Genomic DNA, 20,583 nt, shown 5'->3' on the forward strand with positions numbered 1-20,583 from the left:
GAGGAACTCCTGGGCCACGACCCCGAGAACCGGGGTCGTGGCCGCTAGACAGAGGCGATCACTGGATCAGGCCGAACTCTTTGGCCAGCACTTTGTAGTCCGCGACCTGCTTCTTCACGTAGGTGTCCAGCTCCGGGCCGGTCATGGCGAACGGGAACAGTTCACGCTGATCGCGCAGCTTGGCGAAGTCCTCGGAGGCCAGCAGTTTGTCGAAGGCGTCTTTCCACCAGGCGTAGTCTTCGTCGCTGACTTTTGGCCCGAGGTAGAAGCCGCGAACCACCGGCCAGACGATGTCGTAGCCTTGCTCTTTAGCGGTCGGAATGTCTTTCATTTCCGGCTCGTCCAGACGCTTCTCGGAGAACACCGCCAGCAGGCGCATGTCGCCGCTCAGGATGTGTGGCATGGAGTCGGAGATGTCGGTGCTGCCGACCTGGATGTGGCCACCGAGCAGGGCGGTGGCGATTTCACCGCCGCCTTCGAGGGCGACATAACGCAGGTCGCGCGGATTGATCCCGGCCGCCTTGGCGATCAGTGCGGTTTGCATCCAGTCCTGGCTGCCGACGGTGCCGCCAGAACCGATCACTACGGAACCCGGATCTTTCTTCAGGGCTTTGACCAGATCGTCCAGGGTCTTGTAAGGCGAATCGCTTTTTACCGCGATGGCGCCATAGCTTGTGCCAACGGCGGCCAGCCAGCGCACCGCGCTTTCATCGAAACGACCGAACTTGCCTTGGGCCAGGTTCAGCAGCGAACCGCTGGACCACGCCACCAGCGTGCCGGCATCGGCAGGGCGTTGAGCGACCACCGCGTTGTACGCTACCGCGCCGACACCGCCGGGCATGTAGGTCACGCGCATCGGTTTGGTCAGCAGTTTTTCATTCACCAGCGCGCTTTGCGCCAGTTTGCAGGTGAGGTCGAAACCGCCGCCTGGCGAGGCCGGGGCGATGCATTCCGGACGTTTCGGTTCGGCCATCAATTGGCTGGCAAACAGCACACAGCTGGCGGCGAGAGCAACTTTACGCAGTGATAAGTTCATTTGAGTCTCCACGGGCATTATTGTTATTGGACGTGATGTTTACCAAAGGGCAACGCTATAGCTCACCAGCAGACGCACTTCATCGGCATCGCGAGCGGAGTAGTTGGAACGGTAGGTGGCATTGCGCAGGCGTACGGCGACATCCTTCAGGGCACCGCTTTGTACGACGTATTTGATCTCGGTGTTGCGTTCCCACTCTTTGCCTTCGTCGCCGTTCTTGAGCTTGATGTTGTCGCCGCTCAGGTAACGGCTCATGAAGCTCAGGCCGGGAATGCCGAGTTTGGCGAAGTCATAGTCGTAACGTGCCTGCCAGGAACGTTCTTCGGCGCCGGCAAAGTCGTTGATCTGCACGAAGTTGACCAGGTACGGATCGCTGCCATCGACGTAAGGGAAAGCGCTGTCACCGGACATGTGCTGATAGCCGGCGCTGAGTTTATGCCCGTTCAAGGCGTAGCTCACCAGACCGTTCAGGGATTTGTTGTCGATTTTGCCGCCCCGGGCCGCGCCCTCGTCGTCACTGATGGCCAATCGCAGATCAGTGCCAAACGTGCCAGGGCCGAACGGTTGCGACGCAACAACACCGACGAAGTGCTGGTTGTAGACTTCATCGAGCTGAGCGAAGTGGTAGCTGCCGGTGATCTTGTCGGTGAACTTGTAGTCCACGCCGCCAAAATCAAAGTGCTTGCCGGCCACGGTGCCGGCGAAGCGGCTGTTCTTGTTGTTGAGGGCGATGTCCTCGAAGTCGGTGCTGTCGCGGTCCTTGGCTTTCTCCAGACGCCCGCCGGTGAAGGTCAGATTCTTGATCTCTTTGGAGGTCAGCAGGCCGCCTTCAAAGGTCTGCGGCAGAATGCGCCCGTCGTTGGGTTTGAGGATCGGCAGTTCCGGAATCAGGCTGCCGATTTTCAGTTCCGTGGCGGAGATTTTCATTTTGCCGGTCAGGCCGAGCTTGGAATACTCGTCAGCCGCGCGACCGTCGTCATGGGTCGGCAACAGGCCGGTGCCGGTGCGATCCGGACTCGAATCGAGTTTTACTCCGAGCATGCCCAGTGCATCGACACCGAACCCCACGGTGCCGTCGGTGTAACCCGATTGCAGATTGAGCATGAACCCCTGGGCCCATTCGTCACGCTTGGATTGCTGGGCGCTGGTACCGTCGCGAAAGTCGCGGTTGAAATACATGTTGCGGGTTTCGAAGGTTGCCGTACTGTCTTCGAAGAAGGCAGCCTGGCTCAACGGCGAAAAGCCGGCGAGGGCGGCGGCACTGGCAAGGGCGGTGTGGCTGAGGCGGGAAAAACGAACAGGCGGGCGAGCCTGAAGCTGCATGGACAGCATGGTGACGTACTCCGTTTATTGTTCTTATTGGCGAAAACGCTTCGAGGCGTTTCTCGTACTGCTATGGGCACTAGCAACGGCAGTCGAAACTGTCCGTGGCTGGACTCTAACCGGCCAACCTTTCGCTAACCTTTCAGCTGACTTTCACGGTTTTCGGGCTTCACAGCGACGGATGCGGCTGTAAACTCCGCGCCAAAGAATGGCGTCGACCATCCCTGAATGAGGTAAAGATCCATGCGTGTTCTGCTCGTTGAAGACCATCTGCAGCTTGCCGAAAGTGTCGCCCAGGCGCTCAAGAGCACCGGGCTGACCGTGGATGTGTTGCACGACGGTGTGGCGGCCGACCTGGCCTTGAGCAGCGAGGAATACGCGGTGGCGATCCTCGATGTCGGCCTGCCGCGCATGGATGGCTTCGAAGTGCTGGCGCGCTTGCGGGCCCGGGGCAAGAACCTGCCGGTGCTGATGCTGACCGCCCGCAGCGACGTCAAGGATCGGGTCCATGGCCTGAACCTTGGGGCCGACGATTACCTGGCCAAACCCTTCGAACTGACAGAGCTCGAAGCCCGGGTCAAAGCCTTGCTGCGCCGCAGTGTGCTCGGCGGTGAACGCCAGCAGCGTTGTGGCGTGCTGGCCTATGACCTGGACACCCGGCGCTTTACCCTTGGCGAAGAATTGCTGACCCTGACCTCCCGCGAGCAGGCGGTGCTCGAGGCCCTGATCGCCCGTCCCGGTCGGGTGATGAGCAAGGAGCAACTGGCCGCCCAGGTGTTCGGTCTGGACGAGGAGGCCAGTCCCGATGCCATCGAAATCTATGTCCACCGCTTGCGCAAGAAACTCGACGGCCAACCGGTGGCCATCGTGACCTTCCGCGGCCTTGGCTATCTGCTGGAAAGCCGCGATGCATAGGCTCAGCAGCCTGCGTTGGCGGTTGCTGTGGAACCTCGCGCTGCTGTTGGTGGTGTTGATGCTCGCCAGTGGTTTGAGCGCGTACTGGAACGGTCGCGAAGCCGCCGACACCGCTTATGACCGGACCCTGCTGGCCTCGGCGCGGACCATCGCCGCCGGCCTGTCCCAGCGCGACGGCAGCCTCAGCGCCAACGTGCCTTACGTGGCCCTCGATACGTTCGCCTACGACAGCGCCGGACGAATTTTTTACCTGGTCAATGACATCAATCAGAAGCTGATCTCGGGCTACGAAAACCTGCCACCACCGCCGCCGGGAACGCCACGTACCGATGATTATCCGGCGCTGGCACGTTTCTATAACGCCACTTATCAAGGGCAGAACGTGCGAGTGGTCAGCCTGCTCAAAGCGGTCAGCGAGCCGAACATGAACGGCATGGCGGAAATTCGCGTGGCGGAAACCGATGAGGCGCGGGTTCGCATGGCCCGCAGCCTGATGGCCGACACGTTGTTGCGTCTGGGTATGCTGGCGATCGGTGCGCTGCTGCTGGTGTGGTTTGCGGTCAGTGCGGCGCTACGCCCGCTGGAGCGCTTGCGCACGGCGGTGGAAGAGCGTCAGCCCGATGACTTGCGGCCCTTGCCGTTGGTGGAAGTGCAGCACGAGTTGGGGCCGCTGGTGCGTGCGCTCAATCACTTTACCGAGCGTTTGCGCGGACAGTTCGAGCGTCAGGCACAGTTCATCGCCGATGCCGCTCATGAATTGCGTACCCCGTTGGCGGCGCTCAAGGCACGGCTCGAACTGGGCTTGCGGTCGAACGAACCCGAAACCTGGCGCAGCACCCTGGAAACCGCCGCCCAGGGCACGGATCGCCTGACCCATCTGGCCAATCAATTACTCTCGCTGGCTCGGGTCGAGAATGGCGCCCGGGCAATCGCCGAGGGCGGTGCGCAGTTACTCGACCTCAGTCAGTTGGCCCGTGAGCTGGGCATGGCCATGGCGCCGTTGGCCCATGCACGTGGCGTGGCGCTGGCGCTGGAAGCCGACGAGCCGGTGTGGCTGCGCGGCGAGCCGACGCTGTTGAATGAATTGTTGAGCAACCTGGTGGACAACGCACTGGCCCACACGCCACCGGGCGGCAATGTGATCTTGCGGGTCATGGCACCGGCGGTGCTGGAGGTTGAGGACGATGGCCCGGGAATTCCCCTTGAAGAGCGGGATCGGGTGTTCGAGCGTTTTTATCGGCGTAACGAGCAGGTGGCCGGATCGGGACTTGGATTGGCCATCGTTGGCGAGATCTGCCGCGCCCACCTGGCACAGATCAGCCTGCACGATGGCGAGCAGGCGGGGTTGAAGGTGCGGGTGAGTTTTATTGCTGGAGAGTGATGGTGTTTTTTATGGCCTCTTCGCGGGCAAGCCTCGCTCCTACAAAATATATACGATGCTTTTGTAGGAGCGAGGCTTGCCCGCGAAGCTCTTAGTAAAACATCGACCGCGATTCTTCCAGATCCCTGCACATCGCCTCGTTCTCCGGATCGATCCCCAGCTTCTTGAAGGCCGGCACGCTGAAGGGATCGATACGGGCCAGTGGATGATCGGTGTCCTTGTGGCAATACAGGCTGGCCACTTGCACCAGATCGACATAGTCGACCCGCTCCGATTGCCGTTTGAAATCCAGATACAGCCCCGGCAATTGCACCAGCATTTCAGGAAACTCCCAGACCCTGAGCAATTTATCGCCGAGCAGCGGGTGAATCCGGTCGATCACATGGTTGAGGCTGACCGGGTCAGACAGCAATTCATAGTGATCTTCGGCGTAGGTCAGGATCGGCAGTACACCAATCTGATGCACGAGCCCGCCGAGCGCGGCCTGATCAGGCTTGAGCTGTGTGTAACTGCGGCACAGCGCATAGCTGACGCCGGCGATCTCCAGGCTCTTGCGCCAGACTTCGCGCATTTTCTGTTCCACCACTTCGGAACGGGCATTGAAGATCTGTTCCATCACCAGGCCGATGGCCAGGTTGCTGCTGTAATTGACGCCCAGCCGGGTGATGGCCGTGTGCAGATCAGTCACTTCCTGGGTTGCGCGCAGCAACGGGCTATTGACCACTTTGATCAGGCGCGCCGACAGCGCGGTATCGCGGCCAATCACTTTGCTCAATGTGCTGACACTGATTTCCGGGTCTTCGGCGGCCTTGCGAATCTGCAGGGCCACTTCCGGTAACGTTGGCAGAACCAGGTCATCGTTATCGATGGCCTCAACCAAATCCTGTTGGACCTTATCCGCCAGCTCGCTCATTTCTTTTCTCTAGGGTATTGCGACAAGTGCTGCTATTAACGCTGGATTTCGCGATCGCGATCCAGTTGGTAAGGCAAGTCGAGCAGATGCAGGCCCGGACCTTCGAGTGCGCCAAGGTGCAGGTTGCCATCTTCTGCCGCTTCGGCTTGCAGCACGGCAAGGAGTTCAATGTTTTGCCCGGCGCGGGCGGCCAGCACCACTTCACCGATCGAACTGCCGTGGGTCGGGGAGAACAGTTGGGTACCGGGCTCCGGTAATTCGCTGGCTTCCAGCTGCAGGCGATACAGACGGCGCTTGAGCTTGCCCAGGTATTGCATGCGCGCGACGATCTCCTGGCCGGTGTAGCAACCTTTCTTGAAACTCACGCCACCGACGGCTTGCAGATTGAGCATCTGCGGGATAAACAGCTCGCGGGTGCTCGGCATGACCTGGCCGATCCCGGCGCGGATCTGGCCCAGCAGCCATTGGTTCAATTCACCTTCGGCCAACAGAGCGGACAGCTTGCCCTTGATGGCGTCGGCCTGATCGGCGCGAACCCAGAGTTCAGCGCGATCCGGCGAGACGCGAAGGGCGATCAGGCCGTCATTGCGCACGACGCTGTCGGTTTCTGCCGGCAGTTCCAGGCCCAGGCTGGCCAGTGCTGCATCGCCATGCTCAAGGCCAAAGCGAATCCAATGGGCACTTTCATCAGTCAGTTTCGATTTGGAGAACACCGCGTACTTTTTCAGGTCCGCCAGTTGCGGCTCCAGCAGTTCGCTGGCCATCGCCATGAGCACACCGTCGCCTTCGAGCAGAATGCGGAAACTCGACTGCATCCGGCCTTTCTGCGTGCAGCGCGCGCCAAGGCTGGCCTGGGTGTCACTCAGGTAATTAAGGTTGCAAGTCAATTGGCCTTGCAGGAATTTGCCGGCATCCGCGCCGCGTACCGCGAGAACGCCTTCGTGAGACAGGGTGCAGAAAAAAGCAGAATCGGCCATGGGTCATCGCAGGGTAAAGAGTCCGAGGGACATCATAAGGGGGCGCCCATGAAATGGGTAGTTCACAAAGGATCGATAGGGGCGACCAACGCCGACTGTTCGAGCGGGCCCGGGGCTGTATACTTGCCGCCTATTTGAGGAGCGCTCCATGGTCGAAGATGTTGAACTGAATCGCCTCTACTGGCACAGCCGCCGTGGCATGCTTGAGCTTGACGTGTTGCTGGTGCCGTTTGTGAAGGAAGTTTACCCGCACCTCAACGAGGTCGATCGCGCGTGCTACGTCAGGCTGCTCGAATGCGAAGATCAGGACATGTTCGGCTGGTTCATGGAACGTGCCGAATCGGAAGATCCGGAGCTTCAGCGCATGGTTCGCATGATCCTGGATCGTGTCCAGCCCAAATAACGCGTTCGAATGCCGCTGGCATGCCTCACGGCAGTTGCTGGCGGCGTATCTTCTGGCCCAGCTTTTCGCGCTGGGTTCGTTGTTTCTTCTTTCCATGCCGGTCTGGGCCAGTTTGCTCGGCGCTTTTTGCTGCCTGGCTCATGGCGTTTGGGCATTGCCGCGACAGATTTTGCTGACACACCCTCAGGCGTTTCGCGGCTTGCGTCGCGATGCCGATGGTTGGCAGTTGTGGAATCAGGCGGTAGGTTGGCAGCCCGTACAGCTACGGCCGGACAGTCTGGCGTTGCCATTGATTGTGGTGCTGCGTTTTCGTCTGCGCGATGAGCGACGGATCAGGGCGATCTGTGTGCCGCGCGATTCGCAGGCGGCGGATGTGCACCGACGCCTGCGGGTTCGGCTCAAGTTCAGTCGGCGTAGGTGGGCGGCACCAGAATAGTGTCCAGGGCGACCGGCAACATGTTCGGATAGTCGAGGGTGTAATGCAGGCCGCGACTTTCCTTGCGCTCCATGGCTGACCGGATCATCAGGTCTGCTACCTGAGCAAGGTTGCGCAGCTCGATCAAATCCCGGCTGACCTTATAGTTGCTGTAGAACTCGTCGATTTCGTCCAGCAACAGTTGCACTCGGTGCTGGGCCCGTTGCAGGCGCTTGTTGGTGCGCACGATGCCGACGTAGTCCCACATGAATCGCCGCAGTTCATCCCAGTTGTGCGCAATGATCACGTCTTCGTCCGAATCGGTGACCTGGCTCGCATCCCAAACGGGCAGGGCGGTTGGAATCGATACTTCTGGCAACTGCTCAAGAATATCCGCCGCCGCCGAACGAGCGTAAACGAAACACTCCAGCAGCGAGTTGCTGGCCATGCGGTTGGCGCCATGCAGGCCGGTGAAGCTGGTTTCGCCAATCGCATACAGGCCCGGCACATCGGTGCGGCCCCGCTGATCGACCATCACGCCGCCGCAGGTGTAGTGCGCCGCCGGTACCACCGGGATCGGTTGCTTGGTGATGTCGATGGAAAATTCCAGGCAGCGTTCATAAACCGTCGGGAAATGCGTCTTGATGAAATCTTCGGGTTTGTGGCTGATATCCAGATAGACGCAGTCGATACCCAGGCGCTTCATCTCATGGTCGATGGCGCGGGCGACGATGTCCCGTGGTGCCAGCTCGGCCCGTGGGTCGAAACGCTGCATGAAGCGTTCACCATTGGGCAGCTTCAGATGGCCGCCTTCGCCGCGCAGGGCTTCGGTGATCAGGAAGCTCTTGGCTTGTGGATGATAAAGGCAGGTGGGGTGGAACTGGTTGAATTCCAGGTTCGCCACCCGACAGCCCGAACGCCAGGCCATAGCGATGCCATCACCGCAAGCACCGTCGGGGTTGCTGGTATAGAGGTAGACTTTTGCCGCGCCGCCCGAGGCAAGGATCACGAAGCGTGCGCCGTAGGTGTCGACTTCACCGGTGCCGCGGTTAAGCACATAGGCGCCGAGGCAACGGTCGCCTTCAAGGCCCAGGCGCTTTTCGGTGATCAGGTCGACCGCGACCCGCTGCTCCAGCAGTTCGATGTTGGGACGCTGCTTGGCCTGATCGAGCAGGGTTCTGAAGATCGCTGCGCCCGTTGCGTCAGCTGCGTGGATGATGCGCCGATGGCTGTGACCGCCTTCGCGGGTCAGGTGAAACTCGAAACCACCATCTTCGGTGCCGGACTGTTCATCGCGGGTAAAGGGCACGCCTTGGTCGATAAGCCATTGAATCGCCTCTCTGCTGTGCTCGACCGTAAAGCGCACGGCATCTTCATGGCACAGGCCACCACCGGCGTTGAGGGTGTCATCGACATGGGACTCGACAGTGTCGGTGTCATCCAGAACGGCAGCGACACCACCCTGAGCCCAGAAGGTTGAGCCATTGGCGAGGTCGCCTTTGCTCAATACGGCGATGCGCAAATGACCGGGCAAGGTCAGCGCAAGGCTCAAGCCGGCAGCACCGCTGCCAATTACCAGAACATCGTGTTGAAACTGTTGGCTCATTTCAGGATTCCGCTCAAAGCGACCCGGGACGGGGTTGGCGCAAGACAGCTGGATCGGCGAGTCAAGACAGCCACACAGCCCACTAGTATATAGAGGGGGGGAGCGGCACAATAGCCGGGCCAGCATGGCATTGTGAAACTACTGTGACGGAAAAGGCTGGACACTTCGTCGGAAGTTTTTTTGATGGCTTCGGCGACAAGAGGACTGTATCGCGGATTTAACAGTCTTTTTCTCTTCACGGTTGCACAATGTCGGTTTCGGGCAGCTATAAATATGGAACTTTTGCCAAAGGCCCAAGATCAATAGACGGTTGCCTGAAACAAGGGACAGCGTCGGCTTCGGTGCAGGACTTGCGATTGGGTCCTTGCTGATGAATCCGATGACAAGATTATTCGCGCAGCCGGGTTATCCCGCGCTGCGCTTTTCGTGCGTGCCAAATCAGAGCCCGCAGGAAACTTGCTTGGAGGGGGAGAACTTTTGCGAAAAGCCCGAGTCTATGTTTGCAAGTCTGGTCGTTCAGTAATGCAAGCCTCCTTCGAGCTTATCGAGGAGTGTTCATGCTAACCCAGGAAGAGGATCAGCAGCTGGTCGAGCGCGTTCAACGCGGCGACAAGCGAGCTTTCGATCTGCTAGTGCTGAAATACCAGCACAAAATTCTCGGGTTGATCGTGCGGTTCGTGCACGACACCCATGAAGCCCAGGATGTCGCACAGGAAGCCTTTATCAAGGCATACCGTGCACTTGGTAATTTTCGCGGAGACAGCGCGTTTTATACGTGGCTTTACCGCATCGCCATCAACACGGCGAAAAACTATCTGGTTTCACGCGGCCGCCGGCCGCCGGATAGCGATGTCAGTTCCGAGGATGCAGAGTTCTACGACGGCGACCATGGCCTCAAGGATCTCGAGTCGCCAGAACGTGCATTGCTGCGGGATGAGATCGAAGGCACCGTCCATCGAACCATTCAGCAACTGCCAGAAGATTTGCGTACGGCTTTAACTTTACGTGAATTCGATGGTCTGAGTTACGAGGACATTGCCAGCGTCATGCAGTGTCCGGTGGGTACCGTGCGCTCCCGGATTTTCCGCGCCCGGGAGGCCATCGATAAAGCCCTGCAGCCGTTGTTGCAGGAAAACTGAGACAGCGGCGACAGCCAAGAGAGGAACGCCATGAGTCGTGAAGCCCTGCAGGAATCGCTGTCCGCAGTGATGGATAACGAAGCGGACGAATTGGAATTGCGTCGGGTGTTGAATGCCTTCGACGATGTTGAAACCCGCGATACCTGGGCTCGTTACCAGATCGCTCGGGCAGTTATGCACAAGGATTTGTTGCTTCCTCGTCTGGACATCGCTGCGGCAGTCTCTGCTGCGCTGGCTGACGAAGCCGTACCGGCAAAAGCTTCTCGCGGTCCATGGCGCAGCCTGGGTCGTCTGGCAGTTGCTGCTTCGGTGACGGTTGCCGTGCTGGCAGGTGTTCGTCTGTATAACCAGGACGAGATCGCCGGTGTCGAGTTGGCCCAGCAATCCAGTCAACCGGGTCTGACCGCTCCTCAGGTCAAGGGCCCCGCTGTATTGGCAGGCTACAATGAGAGCTCGGAAGCCACTGGCCCTATGGCCAACGGCGTATTGCAAGGTCAGCCAGGCTGGCACGATCAGCGTCTGCCAGGTTACTTGCGCCAACATGCTCAACAGGCTGCATTGAAAGGTACTGAGAGCGCTCTGCCTTACGCTCGTGCAGCAAGTCTGGAAAACCGTTAAGGAGGATCATGCGCGCCATACCTCTACTTACGCTTCTGCTCAGCGGCTGGTTTGTTGTTCCAGCCCACGCCGATGAAGCCCAGGACTGGCTGAAGCGTCTGGGGCAGGCGGAGCAAACGCAGAGCTTCCACGGTACTTTCGTCTACGAGCGTAACGGTAGTTTCTCTACCCATAACATCTGGCATCGCGTCCAGGATGGCAAGGTCCGCGAGCGTTTACTCCAGCTCGACGGCTCGGCACAGGAAGTCGTGCGCATTGATGGGCATACTCAATGCGTGAGCGGCACCCTGATAGCAGGGCTGGGGGACACACCCAACTCCACCGCTCGGGCACTCGATCCACAAAAGCTAAAGAATTGGTATGACCTTGCCGTCATTGGCAAGTCGCGTGTGGCCGGGCGTGCGGCGGTGATCGTGTCGTTAAAGCCTCGCGATCAGCATCGTTACGGTTTTGAGCTGCATCTGGACAAGGAAACCGGATTGCCGTTGAAGTCATTGCTGCTCAATGACAAAGGGCAACTGCTCGAACGGTTCCAGTTCACCCGACTGGACACTGCCCAGATGCCTTCCGACAGCGATTTGCAGGCAGGTTCTGATTGCAAACCTATTACCCTCGACAGTGACAAGGCTTCCGCCGTCAAAACTGCGCAGGTCTGGCATTCGGACTGGTTACCGCCAGGTTTCGAGTTGACCAGCAGTACCTCTCACAAGGACCCGGAGACCAAAGCCCAGGTCAACAGTCTGATGTTCGACGACGGTCTGGCCCGATTCTCGGTATTCCTTGAGCCGTTGAATGGCGCAACAGTCACTGATACGCGCACCCAGCTGGGGCCAACCGTTGCTGTCTCCCGGCGATTGACTACACCGCAAGGCGAGATGATGGTGACCGTTGTCGGTGAAATACCGATTGGCACCGCCGAACGGATTGCGCTGTCCATGCGCAACGATGCCGCGGCTACCAGCAAGCAGTGAGTTGAGTCAGCCGTGCTCGCCTATCTGGGGCTGGTTGGAGCGGGGATCGGTAATGGCTGTCGCGCCATTAATGTCTCGAAATGTTTTGCCGAGCATTTTCATTTGCAAATATCCCGAATTTTTTTTATAGGTCAGAACCCCTCGGCTCTGGCCTTGTTTGTTGTTCCCGGAACAAAAATACCGGCGTATCGTTTCCGGTGTTCCTTGCTCCATATCGCTTAACCATGCTCGTCGTAACGGGAGCCGTATGTCGATACCACGCTTGAAGTCTTATCTCTCCATTTTTGCCACCGTGCTGGTGCTCGGTCAGGCGGTCGCTGCGCAAGCGGTCGAGTTGCCTGACTTCACGCAGTTGGTCGAGCAAGCCTCGCCCGCGGTGGTTAACATCAGTACTACCCAGAAGCTGCCGGACCGTAAGGTGTCCAGCGAGCAAATGCCTGACCTTGAAGGCTTGCCGCCGATGCTGCGCGAGTTCTTTGAACGGGGCATGCCGCAGCAGCCGCGTTCCCCCCGTGGCGATCGTCAGCGTGAAGCGCAATCCCTGGGCTCGGGCTTTATTATTTCGTCCGACGGTTACATCCTGACCAACAACCATGTGATTGCCGATGCCGACGAGATTCTCGTGCGCCTCGCCGATCGCAGTGAGTTGAAGGCCAAGCTGATCGGTACCGATCCGCGCTCCGACGTTGCTTTGCTGAAAATCGAAGGCAAGGACCTGCCGGTTCTGAAGCTTGGCAAGTCCCAGGACCTGAAAGCCGGTCAGTGGGTCGTGGCCATCGGTTCGCCGTTCGGTTTTGATCACACGGTGACCCAAGGTATCGTCAGCGCCATCGGCCGTAGCCTGCCGAACGAAAACTATGTGCCGTTCATCCAGACCGACGTGCCGATCAACCCGGGTAACTCCGGTGGTCCGCTGTTCAACCTGGCCGGTGAAGTGGTCGGCATCAACTCGCAGATCTACACCCGTTCCGGCGGCTTCATGGGCGTGTCGTTCGCGATCCCTATCGATGTGGCGATGGACGTTTCCAATCAGCTGAAAAGCGGCGGTAAAGTCAGTCGTGGCTGGTTGGGCGTAGTCATCCAGGAAGTGAACAAGGATCTGGCCGAGTCGTTCGGTCTCGAGAAGCCGGCCGGTGCGCTGGTGGCTCAGATCCAGGATGACGGTCCGGCTGCCAAGGGTGGTCTGCAAGTGGGCGACGTGATCCTCAGCATGAATGGTCAACCGATCGTCATGTCTGCCGATCTTCCGCATCTGGTGGGCGCGCTGAAGGCTGGCTCGAAAGCTGATCTTGAAGTGATCCGCGAAGGCAAGCGCAAGAACGTCGAGTTGACCGTCGGCGCTATCCCTGAGGAAGGCAAAGAGCTGGACGCCCTGCCTAAATCCAGCGTCGAGCGCAGCAGCAATCGCCTGGGTGTTTCCGTGGTCGAGTTGACCGAAGAGCAGAAGAAAACCCTCGACCTCAAGGGTGGAGTGGTGATCAAGGAAGTTCAGGACGGTCCTGCTGCCCTGATCGGCTTGCAGCCGGGCGACGTGATCACTCACCTGAACAACCAGGCGATTGGCTCCTCCAAGGAGTTCACGGACATTGCCAAGGCGCTGCCGAAGAACCGCTCGGTGTCGATGCGAGTTCTGCGTCAAGGACGCGCCAGCTTCATCACCTTCAAACTGGCTGAATAAACCGGTTGTCGGCTGAATAAAAAACCGCCTCGAGAGAGGCGGTTTTTTTGTACCTGGATTTTTTGTTTCTGAAGCGGTCAGCCCATCATGTCCTTGACCATGCGTTCCTGCTCCATCAACTCACGTTGGCGTGCGTCGATCCGCGATGACAGCGGGAAGTTGCTACCAGCCTTGCGCTTGGCGAAGTCCAGTTGCTGGATTGCCTGGCGATAGTCGCCGACCAGCGCAAAGTACTCCGCACGAGCCTGATGCAGGCCGATGATGTTGCCCGACAAGCCACGAGTCTCGGCCACCATGTACCAGACGTCCGGATCATCGGGTCGGCTCTTGAGCAGGGTTTCCAGTGCTTTTTCCGCATCGGCCGCTCGATTCTGCTTGAGCAACAGGTCGACGCGCACCTGATTCAGCGGGTAGTTGCCGGGGTATTGAGTGAGCATCCGGTCGACCCGAGATTGAGCATCGGGCAGACGATTATTGGTGATGTCCAGATCGACCTGTGCCAGGTTGTAGATGATCTCGTTCGGCGATTTGGCCAGCAGCAGCTTGAGGTTCTCCCGAGCCTCATTCAGCTGGCCGCCCTTGATCTGGGCGATCGCCAGGCCATAGCGCGCCACGTCATTTTTCGGGTTTTCATCGAGTTGGGCCCGGAAGCGCTTGGCGCCCAGGCCTGGGGTTTCTTCATAGATCAGTTGCACACGTGCGCGAATCAGCTGATAACGCATGCTGTCTTCGATACCGCCCGGTTTGGCCTGTTCGGCGCGGTTGCGGGTGTCGGCGATCCGCGATTCGGTTACCGGGTGCGTCAGCAGGAATTCTGGTGGCTTGGCGTCGAAGCGGTATTGGCGCATCAGCCGTTCGAACATGGTCGGCATCGAGCGCGGGTCGTAGCCGGCCTTTTCCAGATTCATGATGCCGATACGGTCGGCTTCCTGTTCGTTCTGGCGCGAGAAGCGTCGTTGTTCCTGAATCGCCGCTGCCTGTGTACCGGCAATGGCCGCGATCCCTGCATCGCCTGCACCGGCCGCAGCAATCACGATGCCAGCCAGCAGCGCAGCCATCATGGGCACTTGCATGCGTTGCGACGCTTCGACACCGCGGGCGAAATGACGCTGCGACAAGTGAGCCAGTTCGTGGGCCATTACCGAAGCATATTCGCCCTCGGTCTGGGCATTGAGGAACAAGCCACCGTTGACGCCGACGATTCCGCCCGGCGCGGCAAAAGCGTTGAGCTGCGGGCTGTTGATCAGGATGAACTCCAGACGCCGGTCATTGACCTGGCTGGTTTCTACCAAACGGTAGACGCTGGATTCGACGTAATCCTTGAGCTGCGGATCGTTGAGCTGCGACACCTGACTGCGCAACAGCGCCAGCCAGGCACGGCCCAATTGGTGTTCCTGTTGCGGCGAGACGATGGCAGAACTGGCGTCACCAAGTGACGGCAAGTCGTCGGCGAAGCCCGGTGAGGCGAGCAGGCAAGCGAGCGTCAGCAGGGTAGGGCGCAAAAAAGTCATGCACAAAGCCTTAGTCGACAAAGACCTTACTGTAGCCGGACACTACGCTTGGGACCAGATATTCTAAGCGGCTTAACCCCCGCCCCGGAGTGATTCAATGACTGACGCAGTAACCCACGACGCCGAACTGGACGCCAGCGGTCTGAATTGTCCGCTGCCGTTGCTCAAAGCCAAACTGGAGCTCAACCGACTGGCCAGCGGTGCGGTACTCAAGGTGATCGCCACCGATGCAGGTTCCCAGCGCGACTTTCGCACCTTTGCCCGATTGGCCGGTCATACGCTGCTTCGTGAAGAAGATGAGGCGGGCGTTTACCGCTATTGGTTGAAAAAAGCCTGAAACCTGCTGCGTTCGTTTCTAAGGATTATTGATGTTCAAGGTGTTACGCGACTGGATTCAGCGCTACTTCTCGGATGAAGAAGCCGTGGTGCTGGCGGTGCTGCTGTTTCTGGCATTTACCGCGGTGCTCACCCTGGGTGGAATGCTCGCGCCCGTACTGGCCGGTATGGTGCTGGCGTATCTGATGCAGGGGCTGGTAGTGACCCTCGAGCGCCTGCGCGTGCCGGGTGGCGTGGCGGTGGGGCTGGTTTTCGCGTTGTTCATGGGGGTGTTGCTGGTCTTTATCATCGTCGTGGTACCGCTGCTCTGGCACCAACTGATCACGCTGTTCAACGAATTGCCCGGCATGCTCGCCAAGTGGCAGTCGCTGCTGTTGCTGCTGCCCGAGCGCTATCCGCATCTGGTATCGGATGAGCAAGTGCTGCAGGCGATCGAGGTGGCACGGGGCGAGATCGGCAAGTTCGGCCAGTGGGCGCTGACATTCTCACTGTCGAGCCTGCCGCTGCTGGTGAACATCATGATCTACCTGGTGCTGGTGCCGATCCTGGTGTTCTTCTTTCTCAAGGACCGGGAGATGATCGGCCAGTGGGTCCGAGGTTATCTGCCGCGCGAGCGGGCGCTGATTACCCGGGTCGCCCAGGAAATGAACCGGCAGATCGCCAATTACATTCGCGGCAAGGTCATCGAAATCTTCATTTGCGGTGGGGTGACTTACATCGCGTTCGTGGCGCTGGGGCTCAACTATTCGGCGCTGCTGGCGTTGCTGGTGGGTGTGTCGGTGGTGGTGCCTTACGTCGGGGCGGTGGTGGTGACCGTGCCAGTGCTGCTGATTGCACTGTTCCAGTGGGGCTGGAGCGATCAGTTCATCTATTTGATGGCGGTCTACGGGATCATCCAGACACTGGACGGCAACGTGCTGGTGCCGCTGCTGTTCTCGGAAGCGGTCAACCTGCACCCGGTGGCGATCATTTGCGCGGTGCTGTTGTTTGGTGGGTTGTGGGGCTTTTGGGGGGTGTTCTTTGCGATTCCCCTGGCAACGCTGTTCAAGGCTGTGCTGGATGCCTGGCCGCGCAAGGAACCGATGGTGGCGCCGCTGCTTTAATTGTCGGTGCGGGTTATGCGGTGGGGCAGAGGGCCTCTTCGCGAGCAAGCCCGCTCCCACATTAGACCGTGCTTGCCCGGGTAACTCGGTCAACTGTGGGAGCGGGCTTGCTCGCGAAGGCGTCCGGACAGACGCCCAAATGATCAGGCCTTGTTCAGCGCCTGAGCCGCAGCCAAAACCGCATCCACATGCCCCGGCACCTTCACGCCGCGCCATTCCTGACGCAGTACTCCGTTCTTGTCGATCAGGAACGTGCTGCGATCAACGCCCATGTATTCCTTGCCGTAGAGCTTTTTCAGCTTGATCACGTCGAATTGCTGGCACAGCGCTTCTTCCTTGTCGCTGATCAGCTCGAAGGTGAACGCCTGCTTGGCCTTGAAGTTTTCATGGGATTTCAGGCTGTCGCGAGACACGCCGAAAACTTCGGTATTGGCGGCTTTAAAAGCTTCAAGCTGATCACGAAAACCCTGACCCTGGGTGGTGCAGCCCGGCGTGCTGTCCTTCGGATAGAAGTAAATCACCACTTGCTTGCCTTTGAGGCCCGCGAGGCTGACGGATTGCCCGCTGGTGGCGGGTGCTTCGAAGTCGGCAACCGGTTGGTCGATGGATACGGCCATGAAAGCTTCCTTACATTGGGTTTTGTGGGCGCCACGGTTCAATCAGTGCGTCCAGGTTCATGGCGTCGGCAAAATCCAGGAACTGGTCACGCAACCAGCTGATCTGGGTGCCGGCCGGCAAGGTCACGGTGAACGTGGCGTTAAGCATGGTGCCGCCGGTCTGCGGAGCCTGATAGGTGTCGCAGGTCAGGTTCTCCAGTTCGACGTTGTGATCCATGAAGAACTGGCACAGCTCGTTGATGATGTCCGGACGGTAGGCCGAGCTGACGTAGGCAACGTATGGCAGGGCCTGGGGACGGTTCTCCAGGGCCGCGCTGCGGACCACGTTAACGGTGAAGGCGTGCCGTTTGGCCAGCACTGGCAGGCTGCCCTCGAGGCGCGCCAGGGCGTCCCAACTGCCGGAGATCTCGAGGATCAGCGCACTGCATTCGCCATGGCGGGTCAGACGAGAGGTGACCACGGCGCAGCGGTTTTCATGGCTGGCACGGCACAGGACGTTAGTCAGCTCCATGGGGTTGGCGCCGAGGGCACTGATGACAAGGAATTGTTCGCGAACTGTGGGGGTGGACATGCAGCATTCCTAAAGCGATGAGCGGTCGATACTTTTAAGGGCTTTTTTTACCGGGACGAGCCTGCGGATGCGAATTCAGAAAACCCGGCCGAAGGTTGCGACGTGCTCCAGAGTGGCGAGAGCGAGGGGTGGCAACGCTGGATCGGGGCTTGTGATGCCGAAAATGGAGGCTGGAACACGGCGTACGAGCTTATCAGTACCGATCAAAGTCTGAAGGGTAGCGAAAAGCAGCGCCAAGGGGAATGGCAGCAGCGCAGTACTTCGCTTGTACAAGCATCTTGGCGCCAGTACCATTACCGCTCTCTTTTTCCGGCAGGAGCGGTTGCATGATTGCGGGCAGTATGGTGGCACTGGTCACACCCATGGATGCACAGGGTCGTCTCGACTGGGACAGCCTGAGCAAACTGGTGGACTTCCACCTGCAAGAGGGCACCAACGCCATCGTGGCGGTCGGCACTACAGGTGAGTCGGCCACGCTTGACGTGAACGAACACATCGAAGTGATTCGTCGCGTGGTTGCCCAGGTTGCAGGGCGTATTCCGGTGATCGCCGGTACGGGCGCCAATTCGACGCGCGAAGCGATCGAACTGACGACCAACGCGAAGAACGCCGGCGCCGACGCGTGCCTGCTGGTAACCCCTTATTACAACAAGCCGACGCAAGAAGGCCTGTACTTGCACTTCAAAGCAATCGCCGAAGCCGTCGACATCCCGCAGATCCTTTACAACGTGCCGGGCCGTACCGCATGCGACATGCAGGCCGAGACGGTGATCCGCCTGTCGACCGTGAAGAACATCATCGGCATCAAGGAAGCCACGGGCGACCTGCAGCGCGCCAAGGACATCCTGGCCGGCGTGAGCAGCGACTTCCTGGTGTATTCCGGTGACGACGCGACCGCGGTCGAGCTGATGCTGCTCGGCGGCAAGGGTAATATTTCGGTGACCGCCAACGTCGCACCGCGTGCCATGAGCGAGTTGTGTGCCGCGGCCATGGCCGGTGATGCCGTCAAGGCCCGGGCGATCCACGAAAAGCTGATGCCGCTCAATAAAACCCTGTTTATCGAATCCAACCCTATCCCCGTGAAATGGGCTCTGCATGAAATGGGCTTGATGCCGGACGGTATCCGTCTGCCGCTCACCTGGCTCAGCGCTGCCTGTCACGAACCGCTGCGGCAGGCCATGCGCCAGTCCGGCGTCCTGGTTTAATTGAGGAAGTACTACGCATGAAGCGATTGGCCGGACTTTCCGCACTTGCCTTGATCATCTCCAGCACCAGTGGCTGCGGATGGGTCTGGGGCCCGGAAGGTTATTTCCGTGACCGCGGTAGCGACTACCTGGAAGCGCAACAGACTGCACCGATGCAACTGCCACCGGACGTCAGCACCGCCAAGCGTCTGGATCCGCTGTTGCCGATCCCTCGCAACGTGGCTGACGATACCGCCAAGGGCGAATACATCGTGCCTCGTCCGCAGCCGCTGTCGGCCGCGGCTGATGCCAGCGACTACACCCTGCAGAAGAGCGGCGATTCGCGTTGGGTCATGGCCCAGCACCCACCGGCCGAAGTCTGGCCCGTGGCCGTGCAGTTCTTCCAGGACAACGGATTCCGTCTGGACGAGCAACGCCCGCAAACTGGCGAATTCACCACCACCTGGCAGCATTCCGACGAACTGTCCGCAGCAATGGCCAAGCGCCTGAGCGCAGCCGGTGTCGGCGCCGACAGTGAAAGCCGTGTGCGGGTGCGTATCGAACCAGGCGTGCAACGCAACACCAGTGAAGTTTACGTGGTCAGCGCCGAGCGTCCTGCCGGCAGCACCGCCAACGTGGATTTCACCAATCGTTCGGTGAACACCGGCCTGGATGCAGCACTGGTCGACGACATGCTCGCGAGCATGAGCCGTACCTCGGAGAAGGGCGGCTCGGTCTCCATGCTGGCCTCCCGTGATTTCGATACGCCAAGCCGTGTCAGCCTGACCGAGGACGGCAGCGGCAACCCGGTGCTCAACGTCGGTTCCGACCTGGATCGTGCCTGGTCGAGTGTCGGTCGTGCGCTGGAACAGGGCGAATGGCGTGTTGAAGACATCAACCGCAGCCTGGGCCTGTACTACATCAACCTCGCCGAAAAAGCCGAGAAAAAGGACGAGAAACCAGGTTTCTTCAGCGGTCTGTTCGGCAGTAAGCCGGACAAGGAAGAAGTTGAAGCCCGCGCCGAGCGTTATCAGGTTCGCCTGAGCAAGGTTGGCGAGAACGTCCAAGTCACCGTCGAGAAAAACATCAACACCGTGGCGCCAGCAGACGTGGCGCGTAAAGTGTTGAGCGTGATTCAGGACAACCTGGGCTGATCACATGCGTTTTGCCGTTCTCGGCAGCGGTAGCCAAGGGAACGGCACGCTGATAGCCAGCGACGACACGTATGTACTGGTGGATTGTGGTTTCTCCCTGCGAGAAACCGAAAAACGCCTGCTGCGACTGGGTGTGAACCCTTCGCAGCTGAGCGCGATACTCGTGACCCACGAACATGCCGACCACGTGCATGGCGTGGGTTTGCTGTCTCGGCGTTACAATCTGCCTGTCTACCTCAGTCGCGGGACCCTGCGCGGGATGCGCAAACCGATTGAACCCGCAGGCTTTCTGGCTGGCGGCGAGCAATTGCAAATCGGTAACCTGAGCATCGGCGTCATTGCCGTGGCCCATGATGCACAGGAGCCGACGCAGTATGTCTTCAGCGACGGTCAGCGGCGTTTCGGCCTGTTGACCGACCTGGGCTCATATTGCAACAAGGTGCTGGACGGCTACCGGGACCTCGATGCATTGATGATCGAGTCCAATCATTGCCGTGACATGCTGGCTCGCGGTCACTACCCGTACTTTCTCAAGCAGCGGGTGGGCGGTGAATTGGGACATTTGAACAACCATCAGGCGGCATTCCTGGTGGCCGAGTTGGGCTGGCAAGGCCTGCAACACCTGGTCCTGGCCCATCTGAGCAGCAAGAACAACCTGCCGCAGCTGGCCCGGCAATGTTTTGTCGACACCCTCGGGTGCGACCCGGACTGGCTGCAACTGGCCTATCAAGA

22 protein-coding genes are annotated in these 20,583 nt (G+C 59.4%); 13 read left to right on the forward strand and 9 right to left on the reverse strand.

Translation table 11 applies throughout. The features are described from left to right. Nucleotides 1-58: 58 nt before the first annotated feature. Nucleotides 59-1,036 (reverse strand): Bug family tripartite tricarboxylate transporter substrate binding protein, encoded by a 978-nt coding sequence (locus ACIPLA_RS10995; protein ID WP_401173142.1) that lies wholly within the window; start codon nt 1,034-1,036, stop codon nt 59-61. Between the two features lie 39 nt (nt 1,037-1,075). Further along, nucleotides 1,076-2,368: an OprD family porin gene (locus ACIPLA_RS11000; protein WP_218398197.1), complete on the reverse strand. Its 1,293-nt coding sequence runs from the start codon at nt 2,366-2,368 to the stop codon at nt 1,076-1,078. Between the two features lie 234 nt (nt 2,369-2,602). On the opposite strand from ACIPLA_RS11000, the gene ACIPLA_RS11005 reads away from it, so the two are divergent. Together ACIPLA_RS11005 and ACIPLA_RS11010 are read left to right on the forward strand one after the other, a co-directional pair. Then, nucleotides 2,603-3,274: a response regulator gene (locus tag ACIPLA_RS11005; RefSeq protein WP_007898613.1), complete on the forward strand. Its 672-nt coding sequence runs from the start codon at nt 2,603-2,605 to the stop codon at nt 3,272-3,274. Continuing rightward, nucleotides 3,267-4,655, forward strand: a complete 1,389-nt coding sequence (locus ACIPLA_RS11010) for a sensor histidine kinase (protein WP_218398195.1) — start codon at nt 3,267-3,269, stop codon at nt 4,653-4,655. Before ACIPLA_RS11005 ends, ACIPLA_RS11010 begins: the two co-directional genes overlap by 8 nt. 91 nt (nt 4,656-4,746) lie before the next feature. Here the strand turns inward: ACIPLA_RS11010 and ACIPLA_RS11015 are convergent, their stop codons facing one another. Both ACIPLA_RS11015 and ACIPLA_RS11020 read right to left on the reverse strand, forming a co-directional pair. After that, complete coding sequence (locus ACIPLA_RS11015; protein ID WP_218398193.1) at nt 4,747-5,568, reverse strand: HDOD domain-containing protein; 822 nt, start codon at nt 5,566-5,568, stop codon at nt 4,747-4,749. A 35-nt stretch (nt 5,569-5,603) separates the two neighbouring features. Next, nucleotides 5,604-6,545: a YgfZ/GcvT domain-containing protein gene (locus ACIPLA_RS11020; RefSeq protein WP_401173143.1), complete on the reverse strand. Its 942-nt coding sequence runs from the start codon at nt 6,543-6,545 to the stop codon at nt 5,604-5,606. A gap of 148 nt (nt 6,546-6,693) precedes the next feature. On the opposite strand from ACIPLA_RS11020, the gene ACIPLA_RS11025 reads away from it, so the two are divergent. Together ACIPLA_RS11025 and ACIPLA_RS11030 are read left to right on the forward strand one after the other, a co-directional pair. Beyond that, nucleotides 6,694-6,948, forward strand: coding sequence for a succinate dehydrogenase assembly factor 2 (locus ACIPLA_RS11025; protein ID WP_007898624.1), 255 nt, complete (start codon nt 6,694-6,696; stop codon nt 6,946-6,948). After that, nucleotides 6,932-7,384, forward strand: coding sequence for a protein YgfX (locus ACIPLA_RS11030; protein ID WP_401173144.1), 453 nt, complete (start codon nt 6,932-6,934; stop codon nt 7,382-7,384). The genes ACIPLA_RS11025 and ACIPLA_RS11030 overlap by 17 nt, the downstream gene beginning before the upstream one ends. Here the strand turns inward: ACIPLA_RS11030 and nadB are convergent. Then, nucleotides 7,353-8,969, reverse strand: a complete 1,617-nt coding sequence (nadB, locus tag ACIPLA_RS11035; protein ID WP_008074472.1) for an L-aspartate oxidase — start codon at nt 8,967-8,969, stop codon at nt 7,353-7,355. The genes ACIPLA_RS11030 and nadB overlap by 32 nt on opposite strands. 557 nt (nt 8,970-9,526) lie before the next feature. Between nadB and rpoE the strand changes: the two genes are divergently transcribed. The 3 genes from rpoE to ACIPLA_RS11050 are packed head-to-tail and all read left to right on the forward strand — an operon-like array spanning nt 9,527 to nt 11,697. Beyond that, nucleotides 9,527-10,108, forward strand: coding sequence for an RNA polymerase sigma factor RpoE (gene rpoE, locus ACIPLA_RS11040; RefSeq protein WP_003172477.1), 582 nt, complete (start codon nt 9,527-9,529; stop codon nt 10,106-10,108). A gap of 30 nt (nt 10,109-10,138) precedes the next feature. Further along, nucleotides 10,139-10,726, forward strand: a complete 588-nt coding sequence (locus tag ACIPLA_RS11045; RefSeq protein ID WP_007898648.1) for a sigma-E factor negative regulatory protein — start codon at nt 10,139-10,141, stop codon at nt 10,724-10,726. An 8-nt stretch (nt 10,727-10,734) separates the two neighbouring features. Continuing rightward, nucleotides 10,735-11,697, forward strand: a complete 963-nt coding sequence (locus ACIPLA_RS11050; RefSeq protein ID WP_123499083.1) for a MucB/RseB C-terminal domain-containing protein — start codon at nt 10,735-10,737, stop codon at nt 11,695-11,697. 6 nt (nt 11,698-11,703) lie between these two features. Here the strand turns inward: ACIPLA_RS11050 and ACIPLA_RS11055 are convergent, their stop codons facing one another. Beyond that, nucleotides 11,704-11,910, reverse strand: a complete 207-nt coding sequence (locus tag ACIPLA_RS11055) for a hypothetical protein (RefSeq protein WP_123499080.1) — start codon at nt 11,908-11,910, stop codon at nt 11,704-11,706. A gap of 34 nt (nt 11,911-11,944) precedes the next feature. On the opposite strand from ACIPLA_RS11055, the gene ACIPLA_RS11060 reads away from it, so the two are divergent. Further along, nucleotides 11,945-13,375, forward strand: a complete 1,431-nt coding sequence (locus ACIPLA_RS11060) for a DegQ family serine endoprotease (protein ID WP_218398189.1) — start codon at nt 11,945-11,947, stop codon at nt 13,373-13,375. A 77-nt stretch (nt 13,376-13,452) separates the two neighbouring features. On the opposite strand, the gene ACIPLA_RS11065 is transcribed toward ACIPLA_RS11060, so the two are convergent. After that, the gene (locus tag ACIPLA_RS11065) at nt 13,453-14,886 is read right to left on the reverse strand and encodes a M48 family metalloprotease (protein ID WP_401173145.1); all 1,434 of its coding nucleotides are present in this window, start codon (nt 14,884-14,886) and stop codon (nt 13,453-13,455) included. 97 nt (nt 14,887-14,983) lie between these two features. Between ACIPLA_RS11065 and ACIPLA_RS11070 the strand changes: the two genes are divergently transcribed. Further along, the gene (locus ACIPLA_RS11070) at nt 14,984-15,223 is read left to right on the forward strand and encodes a sulfurtransferase TusA family protein (protein ID WP_007898654.1); all 240 of its coding nucleotides are present in this window, start codon (nt 14,984-14,986) and stop codon (nt 15,221-15,223) included. Nucleotides 15,224-15,254: 31 nt separating this feature from the next. Next, nucleotides 15,255-16,325, forward strand: coding sequence for an AI-2E family transporter (locus tag ACIPLA_RS11075; RefSeq protein WP_218398185.1), 1,071 nt, complete (start codon nt 15,255-15,257; stop codon nt 16,323-16,325). 143 nt (nt 16,326-16,468) lie between these two features. Here the strand turns inward: ACIPLA_RS11075 and ACIPLA_RS11080 are convergent, their stop codons facing one another. Further along, the gene (locus ACIPLA_RS11080; protein ID WP_401173146.1) at nt 16,469-16,942 is read right to left on the reverse strand and encodes a peroxiredoxin; all 474 of its coding nucleotides are present in this window, start codon (nt 16,940-16,942) and stop codon (nt 16,469-16,471) included. 10 nt (nt 16,943-16,952) lie between these two features. Continuing rightward, nucleotides 16,953-17,513 carry a glycine cleavage system protein R gene (locus tag ACIPLA_RS11085; protein ID WP_007898662.1) on the reverse strand — a complete coding sequence of 187 codons (561 nt, stop codon included), beginning with the start codon at nt 17,511-17,513 and terminating at the stop codon, nt 16,953-16,955. Nucleotides 17,514-17,839: 326 nt separating this feature from the next. Between ACIPLA_RS11085 and dapA the strand changes: the two genes are divergently transcribed. The 3 genes from dapA to ACIPLA_RS11100 form a co-directional block, all read left to right on the forward strand. Continuing rightward, complete coding sequence (gene dapA / locus ACIPLA_RS11090) at nt 17,840-18,718, forward strand: 4-hydroxy-tetrahydrodipicolinate synthase (protein WP_030132650.1); 879 nt, start codon at nt 17,840-17,842, stop codon at nt 18,716-18,718. A gap of 17 nt (nt 18,719-18,735) precedes the next feature. Continuing rightward, a complete protein-coding gene (gene bamC / locus ACIPLA_RS11095) occupies nt 18,736-19,851 on the forward strand; it encodes an outer membrane protein assembly factor BamC (RefSeq protein WP_218398181.1) in 1,116 nt (371 codons plus the stop codon). Nucleotides 19,852-19,855: 4 nt separating this feature from the next. After that, a partial coding sequence (locus ACIPLA_RS11100) for an MBL fold metallo-hydrolase (RefSeq protein ID WP_401173147.1) occupies nt 19,856-20,583 on the forward strand: 728 nt, incomplete at its 3' end.

Origin of the sequence: Pseudomonas sp. NPDC086112 (assembly GCF_044746425.1) — a bacterium.
GTDB lineage: Bacteria > Pseudomonadota > Gammaproteobacteria > Pseudomonadales > Pseudomonadaceae > Aquipseudomonas.

What these genes read in the sequence shown, in the direction of transcription:
- ACIPLA_RS10995 (WP_401173142.1), bottom strand. Translation starts at nt 1,036, where the DNA reads ATGAACTTATCACTGCGTAAAGTTGCTCTCGCCGCCAGCTGTGTGCTG.
- ACIPLA_RS11000 (WP_218398197.1), bottom strand. Translation starts at nt 2,368, where the DNA reads ATGCTGTCCATGCAGCTTCAGGCTCGCCCGCCTGTTCGTTTTTCCCGC.
- ACIPLA_RS11005 (WP_007898613.1), top strand. Translation starts at nt 2,603, where the DNA reads ATGCGTGTTCTGCTCGTTGAAGACCATCTGCAGCTTGCCGAAAGTGTC.
- ACIPLA_RS11010 (WP_218398195.1), top strand. Translation starts at nt 3,267, where the DNA reads ATGCATAGGCTCAGCAGCCTGCGTTGGCGGTTGCTGTGGAACCTCGCG.
- ACIPLA_RS11015 (WP_218398193.1), bottom strand. Translation starts at nt 5,568, where the DNA reads ATGAGCGAGCTGGCGGATAAGGTCCAACAGGATTTGGTTGAGGCCATC.
- ACIPLA_RS11020 (WP_401173143.1), bottom strand. Translation starts at nt 6,545, where the DNA reads ATGGCCGATTCTGCTTTTTTCTGCACCCTGTCTCACGAAGGCGTTCTC.
- ACIPLA_RS11025 (WP_007898624.1), top strand. Translation starts at nt 6,694, where the DNA reads ATGGTCGAAGATGTTGAACTGAATCGCCTCTACTGGCACAGCCGCCGT.
- nadB (WP_008074472.1), bottom strand. Translation starts at nt 8,969, where the DNA reads ATGAGCCAACAGTTTCAACACGATGTTCTGGTAATTGGCAGCGGTGCT.
- rpoE (WP_003172477.1), top strand. Translation starts at nt 9,527, where the DNA reads ATGCTAACCCAGGAAGAGGATCAGCAGCTGGTCGAGCGCGTTCAACGC.
- ACIPLA_RS11045 (WP_007898648.1), top strand. Translation starts at nt 10,139, where the DNA reads ATGAGTCGTGAAGCCCTGCAGGAATCGCTGTCCGCAGTGATGGATAAC.
- ACIPLA_RS11050 (WP_123499083.1), top strand. Translation starts at nt 10,735, where the DNA reads ATGCGCGCCATACCTCTACTTACGCTTCTGCTCAGCGGCTGGTTTGTT.
- ACIPLA_RS11055 (WP_123499080.1), bottom strand. Translation starts at nt 11,910, where the DNA reads ATGGAGCAAGGAACACCGGAAACGATACGCCGGTATTTTTGTTCCGGG.
- ACIPLA_RS11060 (WP_218398189.1), top strand. Translation starts at nt 11,945, where the DNA reads ATGTCGATACCACGCTTGAAGTCTTATCTCTCCATTTTTGCCACCGTG.
- ACIPLA_RS11065 (WP_401173145.1), bottom strand. Translation starts at nt 14,886, where the DNA reads ATGACTTTTTTGCGCCCTACCCTGCTGACGCTCGCTTGCCTGCTCGCC.
- ACIPLA_RS11070 (WP_007898654.1), top strand. Translation starts at nt 14,984, where the DNA reads ATGACTGACGCAGTAACCCACGACGCCGAACTGGACGCCAGCGGTCTG.
- ACIPLA_RS11075 (WP_218398185.1), top strand. Translation starts at nt 15,255, where the DNA reads ATGTTCAAGGTGTTACGCGACTGGATTCAGCGCTACTTCTCGGATGAA.
- ACIPLA_RS11080 (WP_401173146.1), bottom strand. Translation starts at nt 16,942, where the DNA reads ATGGCCGTATCCATCGACCAACCGGTTGCCGACTTCGAAGCACCCGCC.
- ACIPLA_RS11085 (WP_007898662.1), bottom strand. Translation starts at nt 17,513, where the DNA reads ATGTCCACCCCCACAGTTCGCGAACAATTCCTTGTCATCAGTGCCCTC.
- dapA (WP_030132650.1), top strand. Translation starts at nt 17,840, where the DNA reads ATGATTGCGGGCAGTATGGTGGCACTGGTCACACCCATGGATGCACAG.
- bamC (WP_218398181.1), top strand. Translation starts at nt 18,736, where the DNA reads ATGAAGCGATTGGCCGGACTTTCCGCACTTGCCTTGATCATCTCCAGC.